Source organism: Sphingomonas colocasiae (assembly GCF_019880585.1).
GTDB classification, from domain to species: Bacteria; Pseudomonadota; Alphaproteobacteria; order Sphingomonadales; family Sphingomonadaceae; genus Sphingobium_A; species Sphingobium_A colocasiae.
Map to the genome: position 1 here is coordinate 61,132 of NZ_JAINVV010000001.1, position 21,265 is coordinate 82,396.

16 protein-coding genes and 2 tRNA genes are annotated in these 21,265 nt (G+C 64.2%); 9 read left to right on the top strand and 9 right to left on the bottom strand.

The features are described from left to right. Positions 1–110: 110 nt before the first annotated feature. Together K7G82_RS00290 and K7G82_RS00295 are read right to left on the bottom strand one after the other, a co-directional pair. Positions 111–1,664, bottom strand: a complete 1,554-nt coding sequence (locus tag K7G82_RS00290) for an amidase (RefSeq protein ID WP_222987829.1) — start codon at positions 1,662–1,664, stop codon at positions 111–113. A 63-nt stretch (positions 1,665–1,727) separates the two neighbouring features. Then, positions 1,728–2,309 carry an HD domain-containing protein gene (locus tag K7G82_RS00295; RefSeq protein ID WP_222987830.1) on the bottom strand — a complete coding sequence of 194 codons (582 nt, stop codon included), beginning with the start codon at positions 2,307–2,309 and terminating at the stop codon, positions 1,728–1,730. A 106-nt stretch (positions 2,310–2,415) separates the two neighbouring features. Between K7G82_RS00295 and K7G82_RS00300 the strand changes: the two genes are divergently transcribed. The 4 genes from K7G82_RS00300 to K7G82_RS00315 all read left to right on the top strand — a co-directional run bounded on the left by K7G82_RS00300 (position 2,416) and on the right by K7G82_RS00315 (position 8,132). After that, positions 2,416–2,943: an RNA polymerase sigma factor gene (locus K7G82_RS00300; RefSeq protein ID WP_222987831.1), complete on the top strand. Its 528-nt coding sequence runs from the start codon at positions 2,416–2,418 to the stop codon at positions 2,941–2,943. Continuing rightward, positions 2,936–3,901 carry a FecR family protein gene (locus K7G82_RS00305; RefSeq protein ID WP_222987832.1) on the top strand — a complete coding sequence of 322 codons (966 nt, stop codon included), beginning with the start codon at positions 2,936–2,938 and terminating at the stop codon, positions 3,899–3,901. Before K7G82_RS00300 ends, K7G82_RS00305 begins: the two co-directional genes overlap by 8 nt. A gap of 144 nt (positions 3,902–4,045) precedes the next feature. Beyond that, a complete protein-coding gene (locus K7G82_RS00310; RefSeq protein ID WP_222987833.1) occupies positions 4,046–7,210 on the top strand; it encodes a TonB-dependent receptor in 3,165 nt (1,054 codons plus the stop codon). Between the two features lie 10 nt (positions 7,211–7,220). Next, positions 7,221–8,132: a glycerophosphodiester phosphodiesterase gene (locus K7G82_RS00315; protein ID WP_222987834.1), complete on the top strand. Its 912-nt coding sequence runs from the start codon at positions 7,221–7,223 to the stop codon at positions 8,130–8,132. 60 nt (positions 8,133–8,192) lie between these two features. On the opposite strand, the gene K7G82_RS00320 is transcribed toward K7G82_RS00315, so the two are convergent. The 4 genes from K7G82_RS00320 to K7G82_RS00335 form a co-directional block, all read right to left on the bottom strand. Next, a tRNA-Pro gene (locus K7G82_RS00320) sits at positions 8,193–8,269 on the bottom strand. Positions 8,270–8,297: 28 nt separating this feature from the next. Then, a tRNA-Ile gene (locus K7G82_RS00325) sits at positions 8,298–8,372 on the bottom strand. Between the two features lie 158 nt (positions 8,373–8,530). Further along, positions 8,531–8,764 carry a hypothetical protein gene (locus tag K7G82_RS00330; protein WP_222987835.1) on the bottom strand — a complete coding sequence of 78 codons (234 nt, stop codon included), beginning with the start codon at positions 8,762–8,764 and terminating at the stop codon, positions 8,531–8,533. A gap of 100 nt (positions 8,765–8,864) precedes the next feature. Then, positions 8,865–10,235: a M20/M25/M40 family metallo-hydrolase gene (locus K7G82_RS00335; protein WP_222987836.1), complete on the bottom strand. Its 1,371-nt coding sequence runs from the start codon at positions 10,233–10,235 to the stop codon at positions 8,865–8,867. Positions 10,236–10,359: 124 nt separating this feature from the next. On the opposite strand from K7G82_RS00335, the gene ettA reads away from it, so the two are divergent. From ettA to K7G82_RS00350, 3 genes are all read left to right on the top strand, one after another. Beyond that, positions 10,360–12,039: an energy-dependent translational throttle protein EttA gene (gene ettA / locus K7G82_RS00340; protein WP_222987837.1), complete on the top strand. Its 1,680-nt coding sequence runs from the start codon at positions 10,360–10,362 to the stop codon at positions 12,037–12,039. A gap of 61 nt (positions 12,040–12,100) precedes the next feature. Then, positions 12,101–13,372, top strand: a complete 1,272-nt coding sequence (locus tag K7G82_RS00345) for an O-antigen ligase family protein (protein ID WP_222987838.1) — start codon at positions 12,101–12,103, stop codon at positions 13,370–13,372. Between the two features lie 172 nt (positions 13,373–13,544). Continuing rightward, complete coding sequence (locus K7G82_RS00350; protein ID WP_222987839.1) at positions 13,545–15,362, top strand: gamma-glutamyltransferase family protein; 1,818 nt, start codon at positions 13,545–13,547, stop codon at positions 15,360–15,362. On the opposite strand, the gene cueR is transcribed toward K7G82_RS00350, so the two are convergent. Together cueR and K7G82_RS00360 are read right to left on the bottom strand one after the other, a co-directional pair. Next, entirely contained in the window at positions 15,356–15,853 is a 498-nt protein-coding gene (gene cueR, locus K7G82_RS00355) for a Cu(I)-responsive transcriptional regulator (RefSeq protein WP_222987840.1), read from the bottom strand. The two genes, K7G82_RS00350 and cueR, sit on opposite strands and share 7 nt — an antisense overlap. Continuing rightward, positions 15,850–18,384 carry a heavy metal translocating P-type ATPase gene (locus tag K7G82_RS00360; protein WP_246623154.1) on the bottom strand — a complete coding sequence of 845 codons (2,535 nt, stop codon included), beginning with the start codon at positions 18,382–18,384 and terminating at the stop codon, positions 15,850–15,852. Before K7G82_RS00360 ends, cueR begins: the two co-directional genes overlap by 4 nt. A gap of 156 nt (positions 18,385–18,540) precedes the next feature. Here K7G82_RS00360 and K7G82_RS00365 point away from each other — a divergent pair, with 156 nt between their 5' ends. After that, positions 18,541–18,738 (top strand): heavy-metal-associated domain-containing protein, encoded by a 198-nt coding sequence (locus K7G82_RS00365; RefSeq protein ID WP_222987841.1) that lies wholly within the window; start codon positions 18,541–18,543, stop codon positions 18,736–18,738. A 34-nt stretch (positions 18,739–18,772) separates the two neighbouring features. Here the strand turns inward: K7G82_RS00365 and K7G82_RS00370 are convergent, their stop codons facing one another. After that, positions 18,773–20,407 (bottom strand): ArnT family glycosyltransferase, encoded by a 1,635-nt coding sequence (locus K7G82_RS00370; RefSeq protein WP_222987842.1) that lies wholly within the window; start codon positions 20,405–20,407, stop codon positions 18,773–18,775. Positions 20,408–20,487: 80 nt separating this feature from the next. Here K7G82_RS00370 and rfbF point away from each other — a divergent pair, with 80 nt between their 5' ends. Next, a complete protein-coding gene (gene rfbF / locus K7G82_RS00375) occupies positions 20,488–21,261 on the top strand; it encodes a glucose-1-phosphate cytidylyltransferase (RefSeq protein ID WP_222987843.1) in 774 nt (257 codons plus the stop codon). Positions 21,262–21,265: the final 4 nt, after the last annotated feature.

A 21,265-nucleotide genomic window follows, 5' to 3' on the forward strand; every position in this document is an offset into this window, starting at 1 on the left:
TACCAAGATGCGATGAGCGTGACTCATCGCATTTTGGTCAAGTCCGCGCGGCGCTTGAGCGTTCCAAGGTGCGGATGCGTCAGCATCCCTGCACCTTGATATGATACGGCTCAGGCCAGTTGCGGGGGAAGCCGTTTCGCCGTCCAGTCGTTCGCCTGCATATAGGCATGGCCGAGCTGAAGGCAGGCAAGCTCACGCGTGACCGGGGCCACGATCTGGATACCGACAGGCAGCCCGTTGGCGGTGAACCCCGCCGGCACGGCCAGCGATGGGCATCCGGACATGGTGATCAGGAAATTGCCTTTCTGCCATTCGTGATAGCTGCCCATCGCCTGTCCATTGATCTCGTGTGGCCAGTCGAGCTTTCCGTCGAACGGGAGGATCTGGGTGGCGGGTGCGATCAGATAGTCATATCGGGCGAACAGCTTGCGCACCGCGTTATACCATTGGCTGCGCACCACCGATGCCGCGCGAAGATCGAAGGCGGAGAGTTTCAGCCCGTTCTCGACTTCGTAAATCGCCTCGGGCTTCATCAGCTTGCGCTTTTCCGGCGCCGCATAAAGCTCGGCGATACCTCCGCCGGACTGCCACGCGCGCATCTTCAGCAATGCTTGCCAGACGGGCTCGATGGCCATGTCGGGCACTGCATCTTCCACCGAACAGCCCAAGGCTTCCAGCGTCTTCAGCGCCTCTCCGCATTGGGCCATCACCGCCGGCTCGGTGGGAACCGTGCCACCAAAGTCTCCAAGCCAGCCGATTCTCTTGCCCTTGGGGCTTGCGGAGAGGCTGGCGGTGAGATCCAGGCTGTCGCCTTCCATAGAGAGTGGCGCGCGATCGTCGTGACCACACTGCACCTTCAGGAGCAGGGCGAGATCGGGAATATTGCGCGCCATGGGGCCGAGCACACCCATGCCCGGAAACCAGACATCGTCACCGGACATGGCGATGCGGCCGAACCCGGTGCGAAAGCCGATCACATTGTTCCAGGCCGCCGGATTGCGCAGGCTGCCGCCGAAATCGCTGCCGTCCGCGACGGGCAGCATGCGCATCGCCAGCGCCGCGCCCGCGCCACCGCTGCTGCCGCCGGCGGACCGCGTCGTGTCGTACGGATTGCGGGTGGTGCCGTAGACGGCGTTGTAGCTATGCGATCCCAGGCCGAATTCGGGCACATTGGTCTTGCCGATGAAGATCGCCCCCGCGCGGCGGAGCCGCTCCACCATCAGCCCGTCGGCAATGGGCACATGATCGCGGAAGATCTGCGATCCGCGCGTCGACACGATGCCCTTGACCGGCTGGAGATCCTTCACCGCGTGGGGGAAACCGTGAAGCGTGCCCAGCCATTCGCCGCGCCTCGCCAGATCGTCCTGCCTGCCGGCCTCCGCCATCAGCATCGTCCGATCCTGTCGCGCGACGATCGCGTTCACCACGGGGTTGTTCCGATCGATATGATCGAGGAACGCCGTCATCACCTCTACGCAGGATGCGCGCCGCGCCCGGATCGTCGCGGCGAGCGTGGTCGCGTCCATCATGACGAGTTCGTTCGTCGCGCTCTTCGCCGTTGCGGTCGCCGGCGCGGCATGGCCCATCGCGGCGATCGCGCCGCCCGCCAGCCCGCAAAAGGCGCGCCTGCTCAGTGCCGTATCCGAACCGTCCACATCCGCCATCGCGATTCCCCCAACTCAACGCACGAATTGATGCCATTCGTTGTGCGGCGCGGCAAACCCCTTTCAGCGCAGGGACCCGTCACGCAACATCCCGATCTCCCATTGCAGATTGGCGTGCGCATCGGCCTCGTGCTTGGTGAAGCCGGGGGTGTGGAAGATCCTCATCTTGTCGAACCGTTCCAGCACGAGCGCGCGGTTGGGACGATAGATATCGTCGGGCACGAAGCCATATTCGCGCCGGATCTGATCGGAATAGCGGGCATAGGCGGCCCGTGATGCGCCGAAGATGCCGAGATCGAGATCGTTGAGCAGATTCTGCGCGCCCGATCCCGCCTCATGCCGCTTCGTGCCCATGATCAGCGCGGCCACCAGCGGCGCGTCTATATCGGTCGCTGACAGGTCTCTCAGCGCCTGTTCGGCCGATGCTTCTTCATTATTCGCGGCGTGTGGATCATAGATGATGTCGTGCAGCCAGATCGCCGCGATCATCTCTCGGCTCGCCTCGGCGTCCGGCAGGTGGGCAAGCATGTGCGTGACATGGTCGAGCGTGTGATAATGGCGATGGGGCTCGGAAAGCTGCGCGATCCAGGCGGAGGTGACGGGGTGGGAAAGGCCCAGCCTGTCCAGGGATTCTTCGAGCAGCATGGGTCTCCCTTGTTCTGCCGGACCGAAATCCGAACCGGCATTTCATACATGGCTTCACGCGCGCGTCACATTCGCCGGCTAGCGGGCGCCTTACAGGCGCGAATCCATGACCGGCTCTCTTTCCCCTCAACCGCTTCAGCAGGCCGCCGGTGATGTCGACTGGTCGGGGGTTCGCGGCGCCGTCCGGAATTATGTGCTCGGCCGAACCGGCCGGCACGATCTGGCGGACGATATCGCGCAGGAAACCGTGGCGAGCCTGATCGAATATGGCCGGACCCATCAAATCGCGACGATCTATGGGTTGGGCTTCCGGATCGCCGGCAAGCTCCTGCTGAAGCATCATCGGGCGGCGGCGCGCATGAGTGAGGATGAAATCGCGGAAAGTCATGCCAGCAACGATCCCTTGCCCGATCATATGGTCGCGGTGCGGCAGGATGTGGCGCTGGTGTCTCGGATCCTGCGCCGTATGCCCAGGCTGCGGCGCGAAGTGCTTGTGCGCAGGCGCATAAGGGGGGAATCCTGCGCGACGATCGCACAGGCGCTGAACATGAGCACGAAAGCGGTGGAAAAACATATCACGAGGGGATTGCGGGACCTGAACGACGCCCTCGATCGGCGCGACCTGCATGAGTGACGAAGAGCGTATCGCGAAGGATGCCGCTTACTGGGTCGAACAGATCAACCGGCCTGCCGTCGACACCACGCAGAGCGCGCGGTTCGATGCCTGGATCGGTGTGGATCCCCGCCATGGCGACGCGTTCGCGCGCCTTCAGGCGCTGTGGGATTCCTCGGTGTTGGAAGCGGCGCTGAACGATCCGGAATTGATGGTGGATGATGCGTCGACGGAAATGCAGGTGGCGGAAGCATCGCCGCTCGCGCCGCGCGGACGGGTTTGGCTGCTGGGTGGTTGCATCGGCATCGCGGCCGCGATCGCCGCCGCCGTTCCGCTCTGGCTGACAACGGGCGCTCCTCAGCGGCTGTCGACGGCCAAGGGAGCGGGGGCGAGCTTCACGCTCGCGGACGGTAGCCGCGTCGATCTTGGGCCCGATACGGAGATTGCGGCGGAATATGGTGTCCTGTCGCGAACGGTGACGCTGGTGCGTGGCGAGGCCTATTTCGACGTCCGTCACGAACGTTGGCGTCCGTTCCGGGTGGCGAGCGGCGCCAATGAGGTGAAGGTGCTCGGCACCGCCTTCAACGTCGATCGCCAAAGCGATGTCAGCACCGTCGTCGAGGTATTTCGCGGTCGGGTCGGCCTTGGCCCGCGCAACGGCAGGCTGGTGCCGATCGACAAGGGCAGGGCAGGCTATATGGACGGCACCCGCCTGACGATGTCGCGGATCGATCCCGGGCAGCACGGGCCGGAATGGAAGACGGGCTGGTTCGAGGCGTCGGACGTTCCGCTTGCCGCGCTGATCGACAAGCTGAACCGCTATTCCGCCAAGCCCATCCTCATTCGCCGTCCTGATCTGGCGCGGCGCGGGATCACCGGGCGTTTCCGGGTCCAGGCGGTGCAGGATACGCTGCGCGCGATCGAGGCGGCCTATGGCGTGCATATGCGCGAGACGGCGGTGAATATCGTTCTGGAATGAAATAATATCGTCATAAATGTGACGAGTATATGAAACCAAAAAAATTTGTCGGGTTATTGTCTGCGAAAGGAACTTAGCCCCCGAAAGCTATCCTGAACGGGGGTTGTCGTGACAATTTCAAGAAACGGTTTTTCGAATATTTTGATGGTGACGTCCGCCATGGTGCTGGCGCAGCCGGCCATGGCGCAAGGAAATACCAATTCGGTATATTCATTTTCGATTCCTGCGCAGGATCTCGCCAGGGCACTGTCATCCTATTCGCGTGTGACCGGCCTCCAGATCATCGCCGATACCGCCACGCTCTCCCAGCAGCGCAGCGGTGCGGTCAATGGCCGCTTCACCGCCGAAACCGCGCTGCGGCAGCTTACCGGCGGCAAGGTTTCGGCGACGATCGTGGGCGCCACCGTCGTGGTGAAGCCGGCGCGTATCGCACGGGCGGCGGTTCGGCCGGAGCCCACGCCGGTCGCGATGGCCGCAATGGCTGCTGCCGATATCGCCGATACCGCACCGGACGCGGACACATCGGCTGAAGGAGCGGAACTGATCGTCACCGGATCGCGCATCGCGCGGCCCGAACTCGAATCGGCGATGCCGATCGGCGTCATCAACATGGAAACCGCGATGCGGGCGGGCAACACCTCCGCCTATGAAACCATCCTGCGCGATATCGCGGTGGGGCCTGGCAACGGCCCCTACAACAGCGCGCCCGAAGGCCAGTATGACGGCGGCATGGCCACGATCGAGCTGCGCAACATGGGCGTCAGCCGGTCCCTGACCCTGGTCGACGGCCGTCGCCGCGTGTCGGGCGCGGCATCTTCCTCCGCCGTCGACATCAACATGATCCCGTCGGGCATGATCGAGCGGATCGAGATCGTCACCGGCGGCGCCGCCGCTGTCTATGGCGCCGATGCCGTCACGGGCGCCGCCAACATCATCACGCGCAAGAACATCCAGGGGTTCGAACTCTCCGCGACGACGGGCACCACCCAGCATGGCGGCGGCAGCAAGTCGCAGGTCTCGCTCGTCGCCGGCACCAAGTTCGCGGACGATCGCGGGTCCATCGTCATCGGCGGCACCTGGATGAAGAACGACCCGATCTATTTCCACCAGCGCTATTCGAAGGACACGAACCTCAGCTACCAGACCAATCCGGCCAATACCGGACCCGCCGACGGCATTCCGGACCGGATCGTGCGCTACAACATGACCAACATGTATCTGCAGCCGGTCGCGAATATCTTCGTCGGCGGCAAGACCTACCTTCTCCAGCCCGACGGCTCGGCATTGCTCGGCAGCTATGCCAATGGCTGTATCTCGGGCTGCGGCACGTCGCGCGACGGCGGTGACGGCGGCTTTCCGCAGAGCCAATATTGGAGCGATTTCCTGATCGCGCCGATCGAGAACGCCTCGTTCATCGGGCGCTTCGATTATGAGCTGGCTGATTGGATCAGCTATAATTTCCGCTTCGATTACGGGCGTTCGCGCTACGACGCCTATCGGCGGCCCTATCGCGACGACGACCGGCTGACCTGGCTCAACGGCGCGGGCGGTGCGACCGCCTATCTCGACAATCCCTATCTGCCGGCCTCGTTCCGGCAACTCATGGTCGCGAACAAACTCACATCGACCGCCGTGCGGCGGAGCTACGAGAATTTCGGGCAGATGACCGATTACAGCGATCGCCAGACGCTGACCGTCGGCAACAGTTTTTCGGGCAAGCTGCCCGGCGGCTTCGAGTGGGAGGCCTTCTGGCAATATGGCAAGAGCAGCAACGACATCCATGCGGACAATGTTCCCATGGCGTCGCGCTTCATCGCCGCCCGCGACGTCATCGCCGATCCGGTCACGGGCGCGCCTGTATGTCGCAGCGCGGCTGCCCGCGCGATCGGCTGCGTGCCTTTCAACATTTTCAGCACCGATCCGCTGACCGCGGAACAGCGCAACTGGATGATGGCGACGCGCCGCAAGCATCGCGAGCAGAAGCAGACCATTTATGGCGCCAACATCGCCGGTAGCCCCTTCACACTGCCCGCCGGCGAGGTGCAGGCGGTGCTCGGTGTCGAGCGGCGCAAGGAAAGCATCCACAATGTCGACGACAATGGCGCGCGTCCGCCCGCCAACGAATTGTCGCACCTTGGCGCCTGGGCGCCGTACGAACCCGAATTGCGGGCGTCGAACAGCGTTTCCGAAGTCTATGGCGAACTGGTCGTCCCGGTGCTGAAGGATCTGCCCTTCGTCCACCGGCTGACGGTGGAGGGCGCTTATCGCTATTCGGACTATAGCGATTTCGAGCCGACCAATACCTGGAAGGTCGGTGGCACCTGGATGCCGCTGCGCGAACTGACGCTGCGTGCGGTGCGATCGCGCAGCGTACGCGTGCCGAATTTCGGAGAGCGTTATTCTTCCCGCGCCGTGCAGCAGATCGGCGTGCGGGACGCCTGCATGCAGCCCACCTATAACGCGAACCCGACACGGCAGAAGAATTGCGCCGAATTGCTGGGCAAGCTCGGCGTCGGCTCGCCGTTGCCCAGCGAGATCGGCACGGGCTTCGTCGTCACCGGCGGTAGTGCGGACGTGACGCCTGAAACCTCCGACAGCCTCACCTTCGGCCTGGTCTGGCAACCGCGCTTCCTGCCCGGCTTCGATCTGACCGTCGATTATTGGAACATCAAGCTGGGCAACATGATCGCCGCGATCGCGCAGCAGGACATATTGAACCTGTGCGTCGATCTGCCCTCGATCGACAACCAGTTCTGCGACCGTATCGAACGTGACTCGCGCGGCTATGCCGAGGGTGTCGACACCAGCTACATGAACGTCTCGGAATCGGAGGCCAAGGGCATCGATATCGGCGCCAATTACCGGCGCAATCTGGGGCCGGGGCGCTTCAACCTTGCACTCCGCGCCAGCTATCTGCTGAAGTTCGAGACCACGACGTTGCCGGGCGTCGCGTCCAGCGTGATCGTCTATGATGGCGGCTATCAGAACCCGCGCATCCGCGCCAATCTGTTCGCGCGCTACGACATCGGCGATTGGGATATCGGCTTCAACACGCGCTATTGGGGCAAGGCGCTCAACTACACCAACGTGTCCGGCGAGGCTTATGAGGGCAACCGGCTGCCCGGCCGGATCTACAATGATCTCAACATCGGCTGGCAGATGACCGACGCTGTCGCTTTGCGCGTCGGGGTGAACAACGTCTTCGACGTGAAGCCGCCCTACGCTCCGCGCACCTATTATCAGGGCGGCGGCGGCGTCTATGACGTTTATGGCCGCTACGTCTTCGCCAACGTCAATTTCAAGTTCTGAGGGGGCGGCGATGCAGAAGATTCGATGGTCATTCCGTTCCTCTCCCCGGCGCATTGCCGCTGGGGTCGCCGCGACGGCGATGCTGTTCGCATCCGCCGGCGTGCAGGCGGCAAGCGGTCCTCCGTCTATCGCGGTGATCGCGCATCGCGGCGGGGCGCTGCTGCGGCCCGAGAATACCGTCCCCGCGCTGCGCCACGCCGCCGACCTTGGCGCGGAGGTGCTGGAGTTCGACATGATGATGACCGCCGACGACAAGATCGTCGTTCATCATGACGCGGACATCAATCCGGACTTCTGCAGGCCCGATGTTGGTGCCAGGGTTGTGCCTGGGCCGATACGTGGCCTCAGTTTCGCCCAGATCAGGCAGTTCGACTGCGGATCGGATGTGCGGCCCGCCTATGCCGGCAAGGGCTTTGTCGCCGTGCCGGGCGCGCGCATTCCGTCACTGGATGAGGTGCTACGGGGCTTCAGGGGTGGCGACGCGCGCTTCTTTGCCGAAACCAAGATTCCCAAGGGGGCCGATATCGATCCGGTCAAGTTCGCGGCGCTGCTCGACGTGGCGGTGCGCGAACATGGCCTAGAAGACAGGCTGATCTTGCAATCCTTTGATTTCCGCACGATCGATGCGCTTCACGCGATCAATCCCCGCATCCGCACCTGCCTGCTGGGCGTGCCGAAGTTGACGCGCGACTATCTCGCCATGCTGCGTCGGCATCATGCGACCTGCATCGTGCTGGGCCATGCCGATATCGATGCGGAGGGGGCGGGCGCCTTGCGGCGGGACGGGATAACCGTCTTTTCAAATGTGGCCGATAGCCCGGAGGATTGGCGAAAATATGTCGATCTCGGCGTCGACGCGCTCTTCACCAATGATCCGGCGGGGCTGATCGATTTCCTGCGGGAATCGAAACTGCGGCGATAACGGCGCAGGCGCCCATGCTTGGGCGGAGCCGAACGGGCGATAGCCGCGCTTTCGCCGAAATGGTCGGGGAGACAGGATTCGAACCTGCGACCCCCTGGTCCCAAACCAGGTGCGCTACCAGCCTGCGCCACTCCCCGACCGACCCCGTTTCCGTGGCCCGCACGCTGGTGGGCCCGGAGGGATTCGAACCCCCAACCTAGCCGTTATGAGCGGCCAGCTCTACCATTGAGCTACAGGCCCTCCGCGTGCGCCGCCCGCGATACGGAGCATTGCGGACGCTGGCAAGGGGAACTGTGCCCTGATTCTCTGATCATTCGGTAGACAATAAAAAACGGGCGACCCGATCGCGGATCGCCCGTTCTTTTCGTATCTGCCCGCCGGAGCGGGCAGGCACTGAATTACGAACCCGAGACGTTCGCAGCAGCGTTGTCGACCGCGTTGGCGGCGTCTTCAACAACGTTGGCGGCGCCGTTGGCGGCGTCGAGCGTGGCGTTGCCAGCAGCGTCCTCGAGGTTGGCGGCGGCGTCTTCGACGTTCTCGACGGCGTTCTCGACAGCGTTCTCAGCAGGCTTGTCGCAGGCGGCCAGGGTCATCAGGCCGGCGGCAGCGAGAACGAAAGACATCTTCTTCATTCGGTTTGCTCCCATAGCATTTTTCGCGGCCGGCCCGAACGCCGTCGCGAGCCCGATCCAAATAACGATGAATCCTGCACGGTCAACGACAAATTGAGGATTAACGGTTAACGGGTGCCAGTTCCTCGGGTGCATTGGCCGTAATTGCGAGCATCGCGGTCCATGCCGCGACATTCTGTCGAAGCTGTTCGAGGTCCACCTTGTCGAGCGTGTCGTCAGGTGTGTGATGCACGTCGAAATAGCGGGTTCCGTCCTGTTCCAGGTCGATCACGGGCACGCCCGCGCGTACCAGCGGCGCGATGTCCGCGCCGCCGCCGGCGGGCTCCGAATTGCGCCCGATGCCCAACGGAGCGAGTGCGATCGCCAATCGATCGGCGACGGGCTTCGCGGCGTCGGGCAGCTTCACCGCGAATCGCCAGACTCGGTCCGCGCCGAAGTCCGATTCGGCGGTCAGCGCATGGCGTTCATCCTTGCGGCGCGCGAAATAATCGGGGCCGCCGCAGCCGCCCACTTCCTCCGCGCCGAACCAGACGACGCGGATGGTGCGGCGCGGTTGGCCCGCATCCATGATCCGCTTGGCCGCCGCCGTGGTGATGCCAAGGCCCGATGCGTCGTCGATCGCGCCGGTGGCGAGGTCCCAGCTGTCGAGATGGCCGCCGATCGTGATGATTCCCGCGCCGGGATCGCTGCCCGGCACTTCGGCGACCACATTGCCCGATTGGCCTTTTTCGGCGCGCACGGGGGTCAGCAGCAGCGTCATCCGCACAGGCTTGCCGCGCTTGAAGATGCGTTCGAGATTCTCCGCATCGGGAATCGCGAGCGCCGCCGCCGGAATCGGCTTCGTGCCCGCCGGAAAGACGGTGCCGCCCGTGTGCGGATTGCGGTGATAGTCGGTGCCGATCGAGCGGATGACGATGCCGACGGCGCCCTTGCCGGCGGCAACGGCGGGGCCGTTGCGGCGCAGGCGGCCGAAATAGCCGTAGCTCGACCCGTCCTGTGTGCGCTTCATCGCATGGCCGACAAAGGCGATCTTGCCGGTCAGGCTGCCCGCCGGTGCCGCTTCCAGATCGGCGAGCGTCGGGAAATAGGCGACTTCAGCCTCTATGCCCTTGGCCGGCGTCGCACCGCTGTTGCCGAGCGCGGTGAGGGCCAGCCTGGCGGGGAAGGGGGCGATGATCGACCCGCTTTCCTCGCCGCGCGTCCAGACCGGCATCTCGCATGTCTCGATGCGGACATTGCGGAAGCCAAGCGATTCCAGCCTGGCCTTGCCCCAGTCGCGCGCGCGCGCTTCCGCCTCGGTCCCGGCCTGGCGCGGGCCCACTTCGGTGGTCAGCCCTTCGGTGATGTCCCAGGCGATATCGTCGTTCAGCGCAGCATCGCGCAGCGCGGCGGCGTCGTGCTGCGACAGGGCCGGTGTGGCGATGGCGGTGGCGAGAAGCGCGGCGAGCGCGCGTGCGATCGGTTTTGTCATGGGCTTGTTTCGTAAACCGGGCGTTCCGATATGCAAGCCGCGCGCGGGCGTTTGCCAAGCCTTTTTGCGTCCGCTAGGGCGTGCGCGAAATCCAGACAAACCCATTCCACGGAGTTCCGCGCCGATGGCCGCACAATATGCCTATGTGATGAAGGGGATGACCAAGAGCTTCCCCGGGGCGCAGAAGCCCGTGCTCAGCAACATCAACCTGCAATTCTATCAGGGCGCGAAGATCGGCATCGTCGGCCCCAACGGCGCCGGTAAATCGACGTTGATGAAGATCATGGCGGGCATCGATACCGATTTTACGGGCGAAGCCTGGCCGGGCGAGAACATCACCGTCGGCTATCTGCCGCAGGAGCCGCAACTCGATCCCGACAAGACCGTGCTGGAGAACGTCAAGGACGGTGCGCGCGAGACTGCCGATCTCGTCGATCGTTTCAATGAGATCTCCAACCTGATGGCCGATCCGCCGGAAGACGCGGATTTTGACGCGCTGATGACCGAGATGGGCGAACTGCAGGAAAAGATCGACGCGGTCGATGGCTGGACGCTCGACAACCAGCTCGAGATCGCGATGGAAGCGCTGCGCTGCCCGCCCAGCGACTGGCCGGTCGACAAGCTGTCGGGCGGTGAAAAGCGCCGCATCGCGCTCACCCGCCTCCTGATCCAGAAGCCGGACATCCTGCTGCTCGACGAACCGACCAACCACCTCGACGCAGAAAGCGTCGACTGGCTCGAAAACCACCTCAAGGAATATGCGGGCGCGGTGCTGATGATCACCCACGACCGTTATTTCCTCGACAATGTCGTCGGCTGGATCCTCGAGCTCGATCGCGGGAAATATTTCCCGTACGAAGGCAATTATTCCACCTATCTCGACAAGAAGGCCAAGCGCCTCGAGCAGGAGGATCGCGAGGACGCCGGCCGCCAGAAGGCGATCAAGGAAGAGTTGGAATGGATCCGGCAGGGCCCGAAGGGCCGTCAGACCAAGTCCAAGGCGCGTATCGCCAAGTTCGACCAGCTGGTCGCCGCGCAGGAGAACCGCACGCCCGGCAAGGCGCAGATCGTCATCCAGGTGCCGGAGCGGCTGGGCGGCAAGGTGATCGAGGTCAATGGCATCTCCAAGGCGTTTGGGGACAAGCTGTTGTTCGAGGATCTCTCCTTCACGCTGCCGGCGGGCGGCATCGTCGGCGTGATCGGGCCGAACGGCGCGGGCAAGTCGACGCTGTTCAAGCTGATCACCGGCCAGGAAACGCCCGATACGGGCACGATCGCGATCGGCGAAACCGTTCGCCTGGGCTATGTCGACCAGAGCCGCGACCATCTGGAAGGCTCGAAGAACGTCTGGGAAGAGATTTCGGACGGCCTCGATTACATGAAGGTCAACGGCCACGACATGTCGACGCGCGCCTATGTCGGCGCGTTCAACTTCAAGGGGCAGGACCAGCAGAAGAATGTCGGCAAGCTCTCGGGCGGCGAGCGCAATCGCGTTCACATGGCCAAGATGCTCAAGCGCGGCGGCAATGTGCTGCTGCTCGACGAACCGACCAACGATCTCGACGTCGAGACGCTGCGCGCGCTGGAGGACGCGATCGAGAATTTCGCGGGCTGCGCCGTGGTTATTAGCCACGATCGCTTCTTCCTCGATCGTCTCGCCACCCATATCCTGGCGTTCGAAGGCAACAGCCATGTCGAGTGGTTCGAGGGCAATTTCGAAGCCTATGAGGAAGACAAGCGCCGCCGCCTGGGTGACGCCGCCGACCGGCCGACCGCGCTGGCCTATAAGAAGCTGACCCGCTAAACGCTGAACCCGGGCAAGGCGGGGACGCATGAATATGGAGCAGGCGGACGGCAGGGCGGGGATGAGACCTGTCTGGATCGTCTGCCTGCTCGTCGCGCTTGCGCCCGCGATCATGGCGGTCACGACCTGGACGCCCGACGGATATTTTTCCGCGCCGCTCTATTTCTGGCGTTTTCTCGCTCCGCCGGTGATCGCGATCGAACTCGCGGCGATCGCGATCGCATGGCGTGCGGGCTTCAGGCCCCTGGCGACGATCCTGGCCCTTCCGGGCTGGAGCTCCGGCCTGATCGGCCTGCTCGTCGCGATCGATATCGGCGATGCGCTGCTGGTTGCGCCCGATCCCAGCGCCGCGTTGATGCGCAGCGCCATGACGCTCATTCATCTGCTGTTCGCTCTGGGTGTCGTCGATCTGATGCGCGCGCGCGGTTTCAACGACTATCGCGCATTGTGGTGGGCATTGCTCACGGGTTCGACGCTCTATGTGGCGATCATGGCGGCGTTTGTGGTGGCGATCGAACAGCCGGCGCGGTTCGACTGGCTGCATTTCGGCCTGGGGGTGGTCAACATCCGCCATTCCGGCTTCTATGTCGCGGTCGGCGCGGCCTTCTCGTTCGGGCTCGCGGCAACCGAGCCGGATAAACTCCGCTATTGGCTTGCCGTCGGGGCGGGAACCCTGTGCTGCGCAGCGCTGTTCTGGTCAGGCTCGCGCGCGCCTTTGCTGGCGCTCCTCATATCGGGCGTGCTGAGTGCCGCGCTGATCCCGGCGCTGAGGACCATCCGTCTGCCCTTGGCGATGATCCTGGCTTATGCCGGGGGTGGGGCACTCTCTTTGATCCATGCGCCGCCGTTCGGCAATTATGGCTTGCTGCGCATGGTGAAAGCGGGGGCGGAGGCGACCGCGAATGAAGTCAGCAGCGGACGCGTCGACCTTTGGCGCGGCAGTATCCGCACATTCCTCGCCCGTCCGCTGTTCGGCCATGGAGAAGCGCAGTTCATCACCGTCGTGCCTGAAGCCCAGTCGATTTTCTATCATCCTCACAATGCGCTGCTGCAGTCGCTGGTTCAGTGGGGCGGCGTGGGGACCGCCCTGTTCGGAACACTCGCCGTCATGCTGTGGTGGCGCCTGTTGCAAGGCACGCGCCGGGCCGGCGCGACAGCCGCGCCTGCATTCGTCGCGGTCAATACCTTCATCGTCTATGCGATGACGGACGGCGTGCTGTTCTTCGTCTATCCGATGATGATCCTGGCATTCCTGCTCGCGGTCGGGCTGGCGGCATCGGCATTGCCCCGCGATCCCGATCGATCCGGCTTCGCGGCGCCACCGGGAGGATAGGTGAAGTCGATCCGTTTTCCTTGATCTCGATCATTTCCGGCCCGCGCTCACTCTGCGGCGTGCTGCGCGAAATGTGCCGTCGTCGCTCTTTGTCGTCGGATCGTCCTTGCGGAAAACCGGTTCCCGCTTTTCCGCACGATGCTCTAGTCTCTCCGGAAAAGGGGAGATTCGGATGAAGCGTCGGACGTTCATTGCCGGAGTGCCGGCCGCCACTGCCGCGCTGTCGCTGGATGGCGCCGTATCGGCGCAATCGAACCCAACCGCCGCTCAGCCCGGATTTCAGCCGAAAGATGCGGAGAATTATGCGCGGCCCGACGTCCATGCCGGTGACCGGCCGGTCGGCGCCAGCTTCGCTTCGCGATCGACGGTCTATGGCCGTTCGGGGGCGGCGGGTTCCTCGCACCCGCTCGCCACGCTCGCCGCGATCGAGATCCTGAAGAAGGGCGGATCGGCGGTGGATGCGGCGATCGCGATGAATGCCTGTCTCGGTTTCCTGGAGCCCACTGCCTGCGGGATCGGCGGCGATGTGTTTGCGATGCTTTGGGATCCTGCGCAGAAGAAAGTCGTCGGCATCGCGGGATCCGGCCGGTCGCCGCGTTCGCTCAGCCTGGAAACCGCGCGTTCGCGTGCCCAGGATGGCGCATTGCCCGCTTATGGCGCGGTCACCGTATCGGTACCGGGCGCCGTCGATGGCTGGTGGACGCTGCACCAGCGCTACGGCAAGCTCAAATGGGCCGATTTGTTCGAGCCGGCGATCGCCTATGCCAGCGAGGGCGTACCCGTGCCCGAGGTCATCAGCCACTATATGCGGCGCGGCATGGCCAATTTCGTCAAGCCCGGGCGCGGCATCGAAGAGGTCGAGAACGCGAAGAAGACCTTCGGTGTGGGGCCGGGGGTGGGGGAAATCTTCCGCAACCCAGACCTCGCCCGCACCTATCGCATGATCGCGAAAGGGGGACGGGACGAATTCTACCAGGGGGCGATCGCCGAAACGATCGACACCTATTTCAAGCGGATCGGCGGCTGGCTGTCCAAGGCGGATCTTGCAGCGCACAAGGCCGAGTGGTCCGATCCCTATGCCACCGATTATCGCGGCGTTACCGTTCACGCGCTGGGCGCCAACACCCAGGGCATCGCGACCCTGCAGATGCTCAACATGATCGAGCATTTCGACATGCGTGGCGCCGGCTTCCAGTCGGCACGTTCGATCCATATCCAGGCGGAGGCCAAGCGTTTGGCCTATGAGGATCGCGCCCGTTATTACGCCGATCCGAATTTCTCCAAGGTGCCGGGCGAGTGGCTGGTGTCGAAGGACTATGCGGCCGAGCGTGCGAAGCTGATCAACCCTGCCCGGATCAATCCGAAGGTCGATCCCGGCAAGGCGCCGAGCCGTGGCGATACCACCTATTTCACGGTGGCGGATGCCTCGGGCATGATGGTGTCGATGATTCAGTCCAATTTCCGGGGCATGGGGGCCGGGCTCGTTGCCGATGGCCTGGGCTTCATGTTCCAGGATCGCGGGCAGCTTTTCTCGTTGCAGCCCGGCCACCCCAATCTCTACGCACCGGGCAAGCGGCCTTTCCAGACGATCATTCCCGGCTTCGCGACCAGGGGGGATGCGCCCTGGCTGTCCTTCGGGGTGATGGGCGGAGACATGCAGCCGCAGGGCCAGACCCAGATCGTCGTCAATCGTGTCGATTACGGCCTCGATGCGCAGGCTGCCGGTGATGCGCCGCGCTGGCATCATGAAGGCTCGTCGCAGAGCATGGGGGAGGATCTGCCGGGCCTTGGCCCCAAGGGAATATTGCGCCTCGAAAGCGGTGTTCCCGACGCGACGCGCAAGGCGCTGGTCGAGATGGGCTGGGTGATGGCCGAGCCCGACGGCGGTTTTGGCCGCTATCAATGCGTCGAGCATCGCATGAGCGGCAATGAACGCGTCTATGCTGCGGCCAGCGAAATGCGGGCCGACGGGCTCGCACTCGCTTATTGATGCGTCGCGCGCCGCGCGGCGTCGCTGCGCCGCCGTGCGGGGTGCTCGCCAGGCTGGCCGAAATGCCGGGGTTCGCGTTGCCCAGGCGTGGAAAACGTGCCGTTTCCATCGGCCAGTCCTTCGATGATCGGACATTCCGGCCGGTCGTCGCCGTGGCAATGATCGGCCAGCGTTTCGAGCGTGCGGACCATGGCTTCGATCTCGGCGATTTTCTCCTTGAGCTGCGCGATATGATCCAGCGCGAACGATTTCACGTCCGCGCTGGCGCGGCTTCGGTCCGACCATAATTCGAGCAGCGCGCCGATTTGTCCGACCGTGAAGCCAAGGTCGCGCGCACGTCGGATGAAACGAAGCCGATGCACATCGGCATCGTCATAGTCGCGATACCCCGAATCCTGACGCGCGGCTTTCGGAATAAGCCCGGTCTGCTCATAATAGCGGATCATCTTCGTCGAGACGCCCGACCGTTTCGAGGCATGGCCGATATTCATGGCGCTTCTCCCAGCGCGTGCCGGCCGGCGGCGATCGCGGGCCGGAACACCCTTAGCCTGAGGGCATTGGTTAGCACGAAGATGCTCGACAGCGCCATCGCGCCAGCGGCGAAGATCGGCGACAGCAATGTGCCGTTCAGCGGGAACAGGGCGCCCGCCGCCACGGGAATCAGTGCGGCATTGTAGCCGAACGCCCAGAACAGATTCTGCCGGATGTTCCGGATCGTCGCCTGCGACAGCGCGATCGCGTTCACCACGCCGCGAAGGTCGCCCGACATCAGGACGGCATCGGCGGATTCGATCGCCACATCGGTGCCGGTGCCGATGGCGAGGCCCACATCGGCTGCGGCGAGCGCGGGGGCGTCGTTGATCCCGTCGCCGACAAATGCGATCTTGCGGCCATCCGAACGAAGGCGGTTCAGGGCATCGACCTTTCCGTCGGGAAGCACTTCGGCGACCACTTCGTCGATCTCGAGCATGCGCGCGACGGCATCGGCGGTGGCCTGGTTGTCGCCCGTGATCATCGCAACGCGCAGCCCGAGATCATGCAGCGCCCGGATCGCCTCGGGCGTCGTGCCCTTGATGGGGTCGGCGACCGCGATCACCGCCGCAAGTCGGCCGTCGATCGCGGCATAGAGCGGCGTACGGCCCTTGGCGCCGAGCTGGCCGGCCTTGTCGGCAAAGGCTGACACATCATGGCCGAGCTTCGACATGAAGCGATCGGCGCCGATCCGTACGTCATGCTCGCCGACCCTTGCCGATACGCCAAGGCCGGGCGTGGCTTCGAAAGCCGTGGGCGATGGCACGGCAAGGCCGCGCGCCTTCGCCGCGGCGACGATCGCCTCCGCGATGGGATGCTCCGACCGCGTTTCGACGCTGGCGACCAATTGCAGCACCATGTCGTATTCGAACCCCTCCGCGGGCTCCAGGTCGGTCAGTTCGGGGCGTCCCTCGGTCAGCGTGCCGGTCTTGTCGAGCGCCACGACCGAGACGTCGCGCAGCGTCTGAAGGGCCTCGCCCTTGCGGAACAGCACCCCCAGTTCGGCCGCCCGCCCGGTTCCCACCATGATCGAAGTCGGCGTGGCGAGGCCCATGGCGCAGGGGCAGGCGATGATGAGCACCGCAACCGCGTTGACCAGCGCGAAGCTGAGTGCCGGAGCGGGGCCGAAAACGAGCCAGATGAGGAAGGTCAGCGCGGCGATGCCCATCACCACTGGAACGAACCAGGCGGTGACGCGGTCGACCATCGCCTGGATCGGCAGTTTGGATCCCTGTGCCTGTTCGACCATGCGGATGATCTGCGCCAGCACCGTGTTCGCGCCCACCTTGGTCGCGCGGAAGGTGAAGGCGCCGGTCTTGTTGATGGTGCCGCCGACAACCTCCGCGCCGACGGACTTGGCAACCGGAACGGGCTCACCGGTGATCATGGATTCATCGACATAGGAATTGCCGTCGACGACTTCGCCATCGACCGGTATGCGCTCGCCGGGGCGCAGTTCGACGATATCGCCGGTGCGGACATCGGTGAGCGCGATCTCCTGCGTCATGCCATCGCGTACGACGCGGGCGGTTTTCGGCTGCAGCCCGATCAGCCGCTTGATCGCGTCGGATGTACGGCCTTTCGCCTTGGCTTCGAGATAGCGGCCGAGCAGGATCAGCGCCACGATCACCGCAGCGGCCTCATAATAGACGTTGGCGGTGCCGGGCGGCAGGATAGCGGGGGCGAAGGTGGCCACCAGCGAATATCCCCAGGCGGCACTCGTGCCCAGCACGACGAGAGAATTCATGTCGGGTGTTCCGCGTGCGATCGCGGGAATGCCCTTGCTGAAAAAGCGCAGCCCCGGACCGAAGAGCACGATGGTGGTGAGGGCGAACTGGATAAGCCAGCTCGTTCGCATGCCCATCGTGTTCATGACGAGATCGTGCACAACCGGGAGGAGGTGGGATCCCATTTCCAGTACGAAGACCGGCAGCGCCAGCACTGCCGCAAATATCAATGATCGGCGCAGATCGCGGATTTCCCGTTCGCGTGCCGATGCATCCTGGTCGGACGATGTCGCGCCGTGCTCGATCCTCCGCGGTTCATAGCCGGCGCCACGGATCGCGGCTTCGAGATCGCGCACTGAAGCGATGCCGCCGAGATAATGTACGCTTGCCTTTTCGGTTGCGAGATTGACGCTGGCCGCAGTGACGCCTGGAACCTTGAGAAGCGCCTTTTCGACGTGCCCGACGCATGAGGCGCAGGTCATGCCGGCGACGCCGAGTTCGATTTCGGTTTCAGGCACCCGATAGCCGGCATGCTCGATCGCCTGCACGACGGCCTGCGGATCGGCGGCGTGCGCGAACGTCACATCGGCGCGTTCGGTCGCCAGATTGACACTGACTCCGATGACGTCAGGCAGGCTGCCGATGGCCTTTTCGATATGGCCGACGCACGAGGCGCAGGTCATGCCGGCGACGGGCACGCTCAGCCGTGCAGGGGCGCCCGCGGGAGCGGTGCCGCTCAGCTTCAATTCCATCACATCGGACATCGACATCGTCTCCGGCTGAATTCGCTGGAGAGGAATATGGTGCTTCCAACCATGGGAAGGTCAAGCGGCGCGCAAAAAGATCCTCGCGGTCATTGACCTTGCCATGATGGCAGACGCCATCTTCCCGATTCTGATCGAAATCGCAGGGGTTCAGAGATGATGCGCTTCAACATTCCCGGTATGACCTGCGGTGGCTGCGCGCGCTCCATCATCGCCGTCATTCAGGCCATGGATGGAAAAGCCAGGGTCGAGGCCGATCTTTCCGCCAAGCATGTCGGTGTCGAAAGCCGTGTAGGCAGGGATGCACTCGTCGCGGCCATCCGCGAAGCCGGATATGAGGCGTACCCGGCATGAAGATATGGAGGCAGGCGGGATTGGTCGCCGGTCGTCACCGATCCGTCCTGACGACATGCACCACCGGTCCGCTGCTCATCCCTGAAACGGGCTGGAATATCGCGACGATCTTGCCGCCGCCGATCAGCCGCTGATATTGTTCGAATTCCGGCCTGAAATGCGGATCGGTGCGGTAGCGGCCATAATGACTGAGTATCGCGTAATCGGCCCGGCAGGTGGGCAGCAGCGCGGGATCGACATGGCCGAGATCGACCAGCGGCTTGCTGGCGCGTAACCCCTCGACCTTCGAATAGCGGATGCGGCCGCCAAGCGCGGCGCGCACGTCCACGCAGCCCGCGCTGCCGAGGGGAAACAGGAAGCGCCAGGGCCCGCTGGTCAGATCGAAGGCGGCGTCCTCGATCAATATGCTGCTGCCGGCCGGCACATGAACGCGTACCCAGGCCGATGCCATCTGCCGCGTGTCGTGGGTGCGTTCGTGCGCCTCGATCAGCGCGGTGTGAACCATCGGTATCGCCAGCAGCAGCACCGCCGCTGCTTCGATCCAGGGCATCGGCCGCGCCATGCGCCGGCGCAGCCAGTCGGCCAGCCCGCACAGCGCGAACGCAGCAAGCAGTGCCAGGAAGGGCAGCAGCGGGACCAGCCAGCGCTCCCATCGCAACGCCTGCAGGCAGATGATCGCGAGGAACAGCAGGAAGCCGGGCGCGACGGCGAAGGTGATCAGCCGGCCCCGCCAGGCTGCCAGGACCGCTCCGGCCGCGACCAGCGCCAGCCCGACCGCTCCCATCGAGGTCAGCAGCGGATGCATGACATACCAGGCGAGGTTGGCGAAGAATCCGCCACCGGTGGCGCCGGGATGTTCCGGGCGTGCTTCGCCGGCAAGGTTGCGCAGCACCGTCGGATAATCGAGCAGCAGATAGGGGGAGGCGACCACCAGTGCCGCAGCCGCCGTCACGCCGAACAAGACCAGAAATCCCGCCTGTCTGGTGGCATCGCTCCGGTCTTGCGCCATGCGCCACAGCCCGGCGCAGACGGGTGAGAGCGCGATCACCGCGCCGGGCCACTTGGTGGCAGTGGCGAGGCCAACGCAGATCCCGGCGAGCAGATAGGCGCGCCGTTTGCCGGTCCTTGCGATATCGATCGCGCAGAGCGCGCAGAGCAGCATGAACAGGCTCGCCTGCATGTCGGTGCGGATGATCTGCGAATATTCGATATGGACGGCGTTGACCGCGAGCAGAGCCGCCGCCGTCAGCCCCAGCCGCGCGCCACCCAGCCGTCGGCCGAGCCGATAGGTCAGATAGACGCAGCCGATCGCGCAGGCGGCGATGAACAGGCGGCCGGGCAGGAAGACGATGCCCGGATCGGCATAGAGCGCGCCGGCGACCGCGTCGGCATCGGCGAAGCGCCCGGTGGCGAGCCCGATCCCGCCGACGGCCAAGCAGATCAAGGCGAGGCAATAGAGCGTCGTCGTGCCAGGATGGCCGAACCAGCCCGGATTGAAGCTCTGGTTTCGGAGCATCTCGAACGCCGTCATCATGAACAGCGGTTCGTCCGGATCGTTGAGCGCGGGCAGGCCAAAGCCGATGCCGTGCAGCCGCAGCGCCGTCGCGATGCCCAGGATCGTCAGCAGGAGCAGCGGGGCGGCGGCGATGCGGAGGCCGGCGATCTTCATGCTGTCGCTCCGTTGCGGGCCGGGCGTGCCGACTCCGTCATGGTCGGTGTGGCCCGTTGGTCCCTGATGCAGGAGTTGCAATGCGTACCGTGATATTGGCTGGCGGCCTGGGAAGCCGGCTGGGTGAAGAAACGGCTGTCCGGCCGAAGCCGATGGTCGAGGTCGGAGGAATGCCGATCCTGTGGCATATCATGAAGATCTATTCGGCCGCCGGATTCAACGATTTCGTGATCTGCCTTGGCTATAAGGGCTATCTGATCAAGGAATATTTCGCGAATTATTTCCTGCACACCGCCGACGTCACCATCGACCTGCGCGGCGGCAACGGTATGGAGATCCATCACACCCGCAGCGAACCCTGGCGCATCACCCTGGTCGAAACCGGGCCGTCGACGATGACGGGCGGCCGGCTCGCCGCGATCCGACCCTATCTGGAGCCGGGCGAACCCTTCTGCTTCACCTATGGGGATGGTGTTGCCGATATCGATATCGCCGATCTGGTTAAATTCCACAAGGCACACGGGCTTCGCGCCACGATCACATCGGTTTCGCCGCCGGGGCGTTTCGGTGCGCTGGAATTCGAAGCGGGCCGTGTCGTCGATTTCCGCGAAAAGCCTGCGGGCGACGGCGGCCAGATCAATGGCGGCTTCTTCGTTGCCGATCCATCGGTGCTTGATCTCGTCGATGGGCCGCAGACCGTGTGGGAGGCCGAACCGCTCGAACGGCTCGCGCGCGGCGGCGAATTGATGGGTTATCGGCATGACGGCTTCTGGCAGCCGATGGATACGCTCCGCGACAAATTATATCTCGATGATCTCTGGAACAGCGGCAATGCGCCGTGGAAGCGCTGGTGAGCGG

Excerpts from the sequence above, each read along its gene's own strand:
- rfbF (WP_222987843.1), top strand. The coding sequence starts at position 20,488 with ATGCGTACCGTGATATTGGCTGGCGGCCTGGGAAGCCGGCTGGGTGAA.
- K7G82_RS00315 (WP_222987834.1), top strand. The coding sequence starts at position 7,221 with ATGCAGAAGATTCGATGGTCATTCCGTTCCTCTCCCCGGCGCATTGCC.
- ettA (WP_222987837.1), top strand. The coding sequence starts at position 10,360 with ATGGCCGCACAATATGCCTATGTGATGAAGGGGATGACCAAGAGCTTC.
- K7G82_RS00335 (WP_222987836.1), bottom strand. The coding sequence starts at position 10,235 with ATGACAAAACCGATCGCACGCGCGCTCGCCGCGCTTCTCGCCACCGCC.
- K7G82_RS00305 (WP_222987832.1), top strand. The coding sequence starts at position 2,936 with ATGAGTGACGAAGAGCGTATCGCGAAGGATGCCGCTTACTGGGTCGAA.
- K7G82_RS00365 (WP_222987841.1), top strand. The coding sequence starts at position 18,541 with ATGATGCGCTTCAACATTCCCGGTATGACCTGCGGTGGCTGCGCGCGC.
- K7G82_RS00300 (WP_222987831.1), top strand. The coding sequence starts at position 2,416 with ATGACCGGCTCTCTTTCCCCTCAACCGCTTCAGCAGGCCGCCGGTGAT.
- K7G82_RS00310 (WP_222987833.1), top strand. The coding sequence starts at position 4,046 with ATGGTGACGTCCGCCATGGTGCTGGCGCAGCCGGCCATGGCGCAAGGA.
- K7G82_RS00290 (WP_222987829.1), bottom strand. The coding sequence starts at position 1,664 with ATGGCGGATGTGGACGGTTCGGATACGGCACTGAGCAGGCGCGCCTTT.
- K7G82_RS00370 (WP_222987842.1), bottom strand. The coding sequence starts at position 20,407 with ATGAAGATCGCCGGCCTCCGCATCGCCGCCGCCCCGCTGCTCCTGCTG.
- K7G82_RS00295 (WP_222987830.1), bottom strand. The coding sequence starts at position 2,309 with ATGCTGCTCGAAGAATCCCTGGACAGGCTGGGCCTTTCCCACCCCGTC.
- K7G82_RS00330 (WP_222987835.1), bottom strand. The coding sequence starts at position 8,764 with ATGAAGAAGATGTCTTTCGTTCTCGCTGCCGCCGGCCTGATGACCCTG.
- K7G82_RS00350 (WP_222987839.1), top strand. The coding sequence starts at position 13,545 with ATGAAGCGTCGGACGTTCATTGCCGGAGTGCCGGCCGCCACTGCCGCG.
- K7G82_RS00360 (WP_246623154.1), bottom strand. The coding sequence starts at position 18,384 with ATGTCCGATGTGATGGAATTGAAGCTGAGCGGCACCGCTCCCGCGGGC.
- K7G82_RS00345 (WP_222987838.1), top strand. The coding sequence starts at position 12,101 with ATGAGACCTGTCTGGATCGTCTGCCTGCTCGTCGCGCTTGCGCCCGCG.
- cueR (WP_222987840.1), bottom strand. The coding sequence starts at position 15,853 with ATGAATATCGGCCATGCCTCGAAACGGTCGGGCGTCTCGACGAAGATG.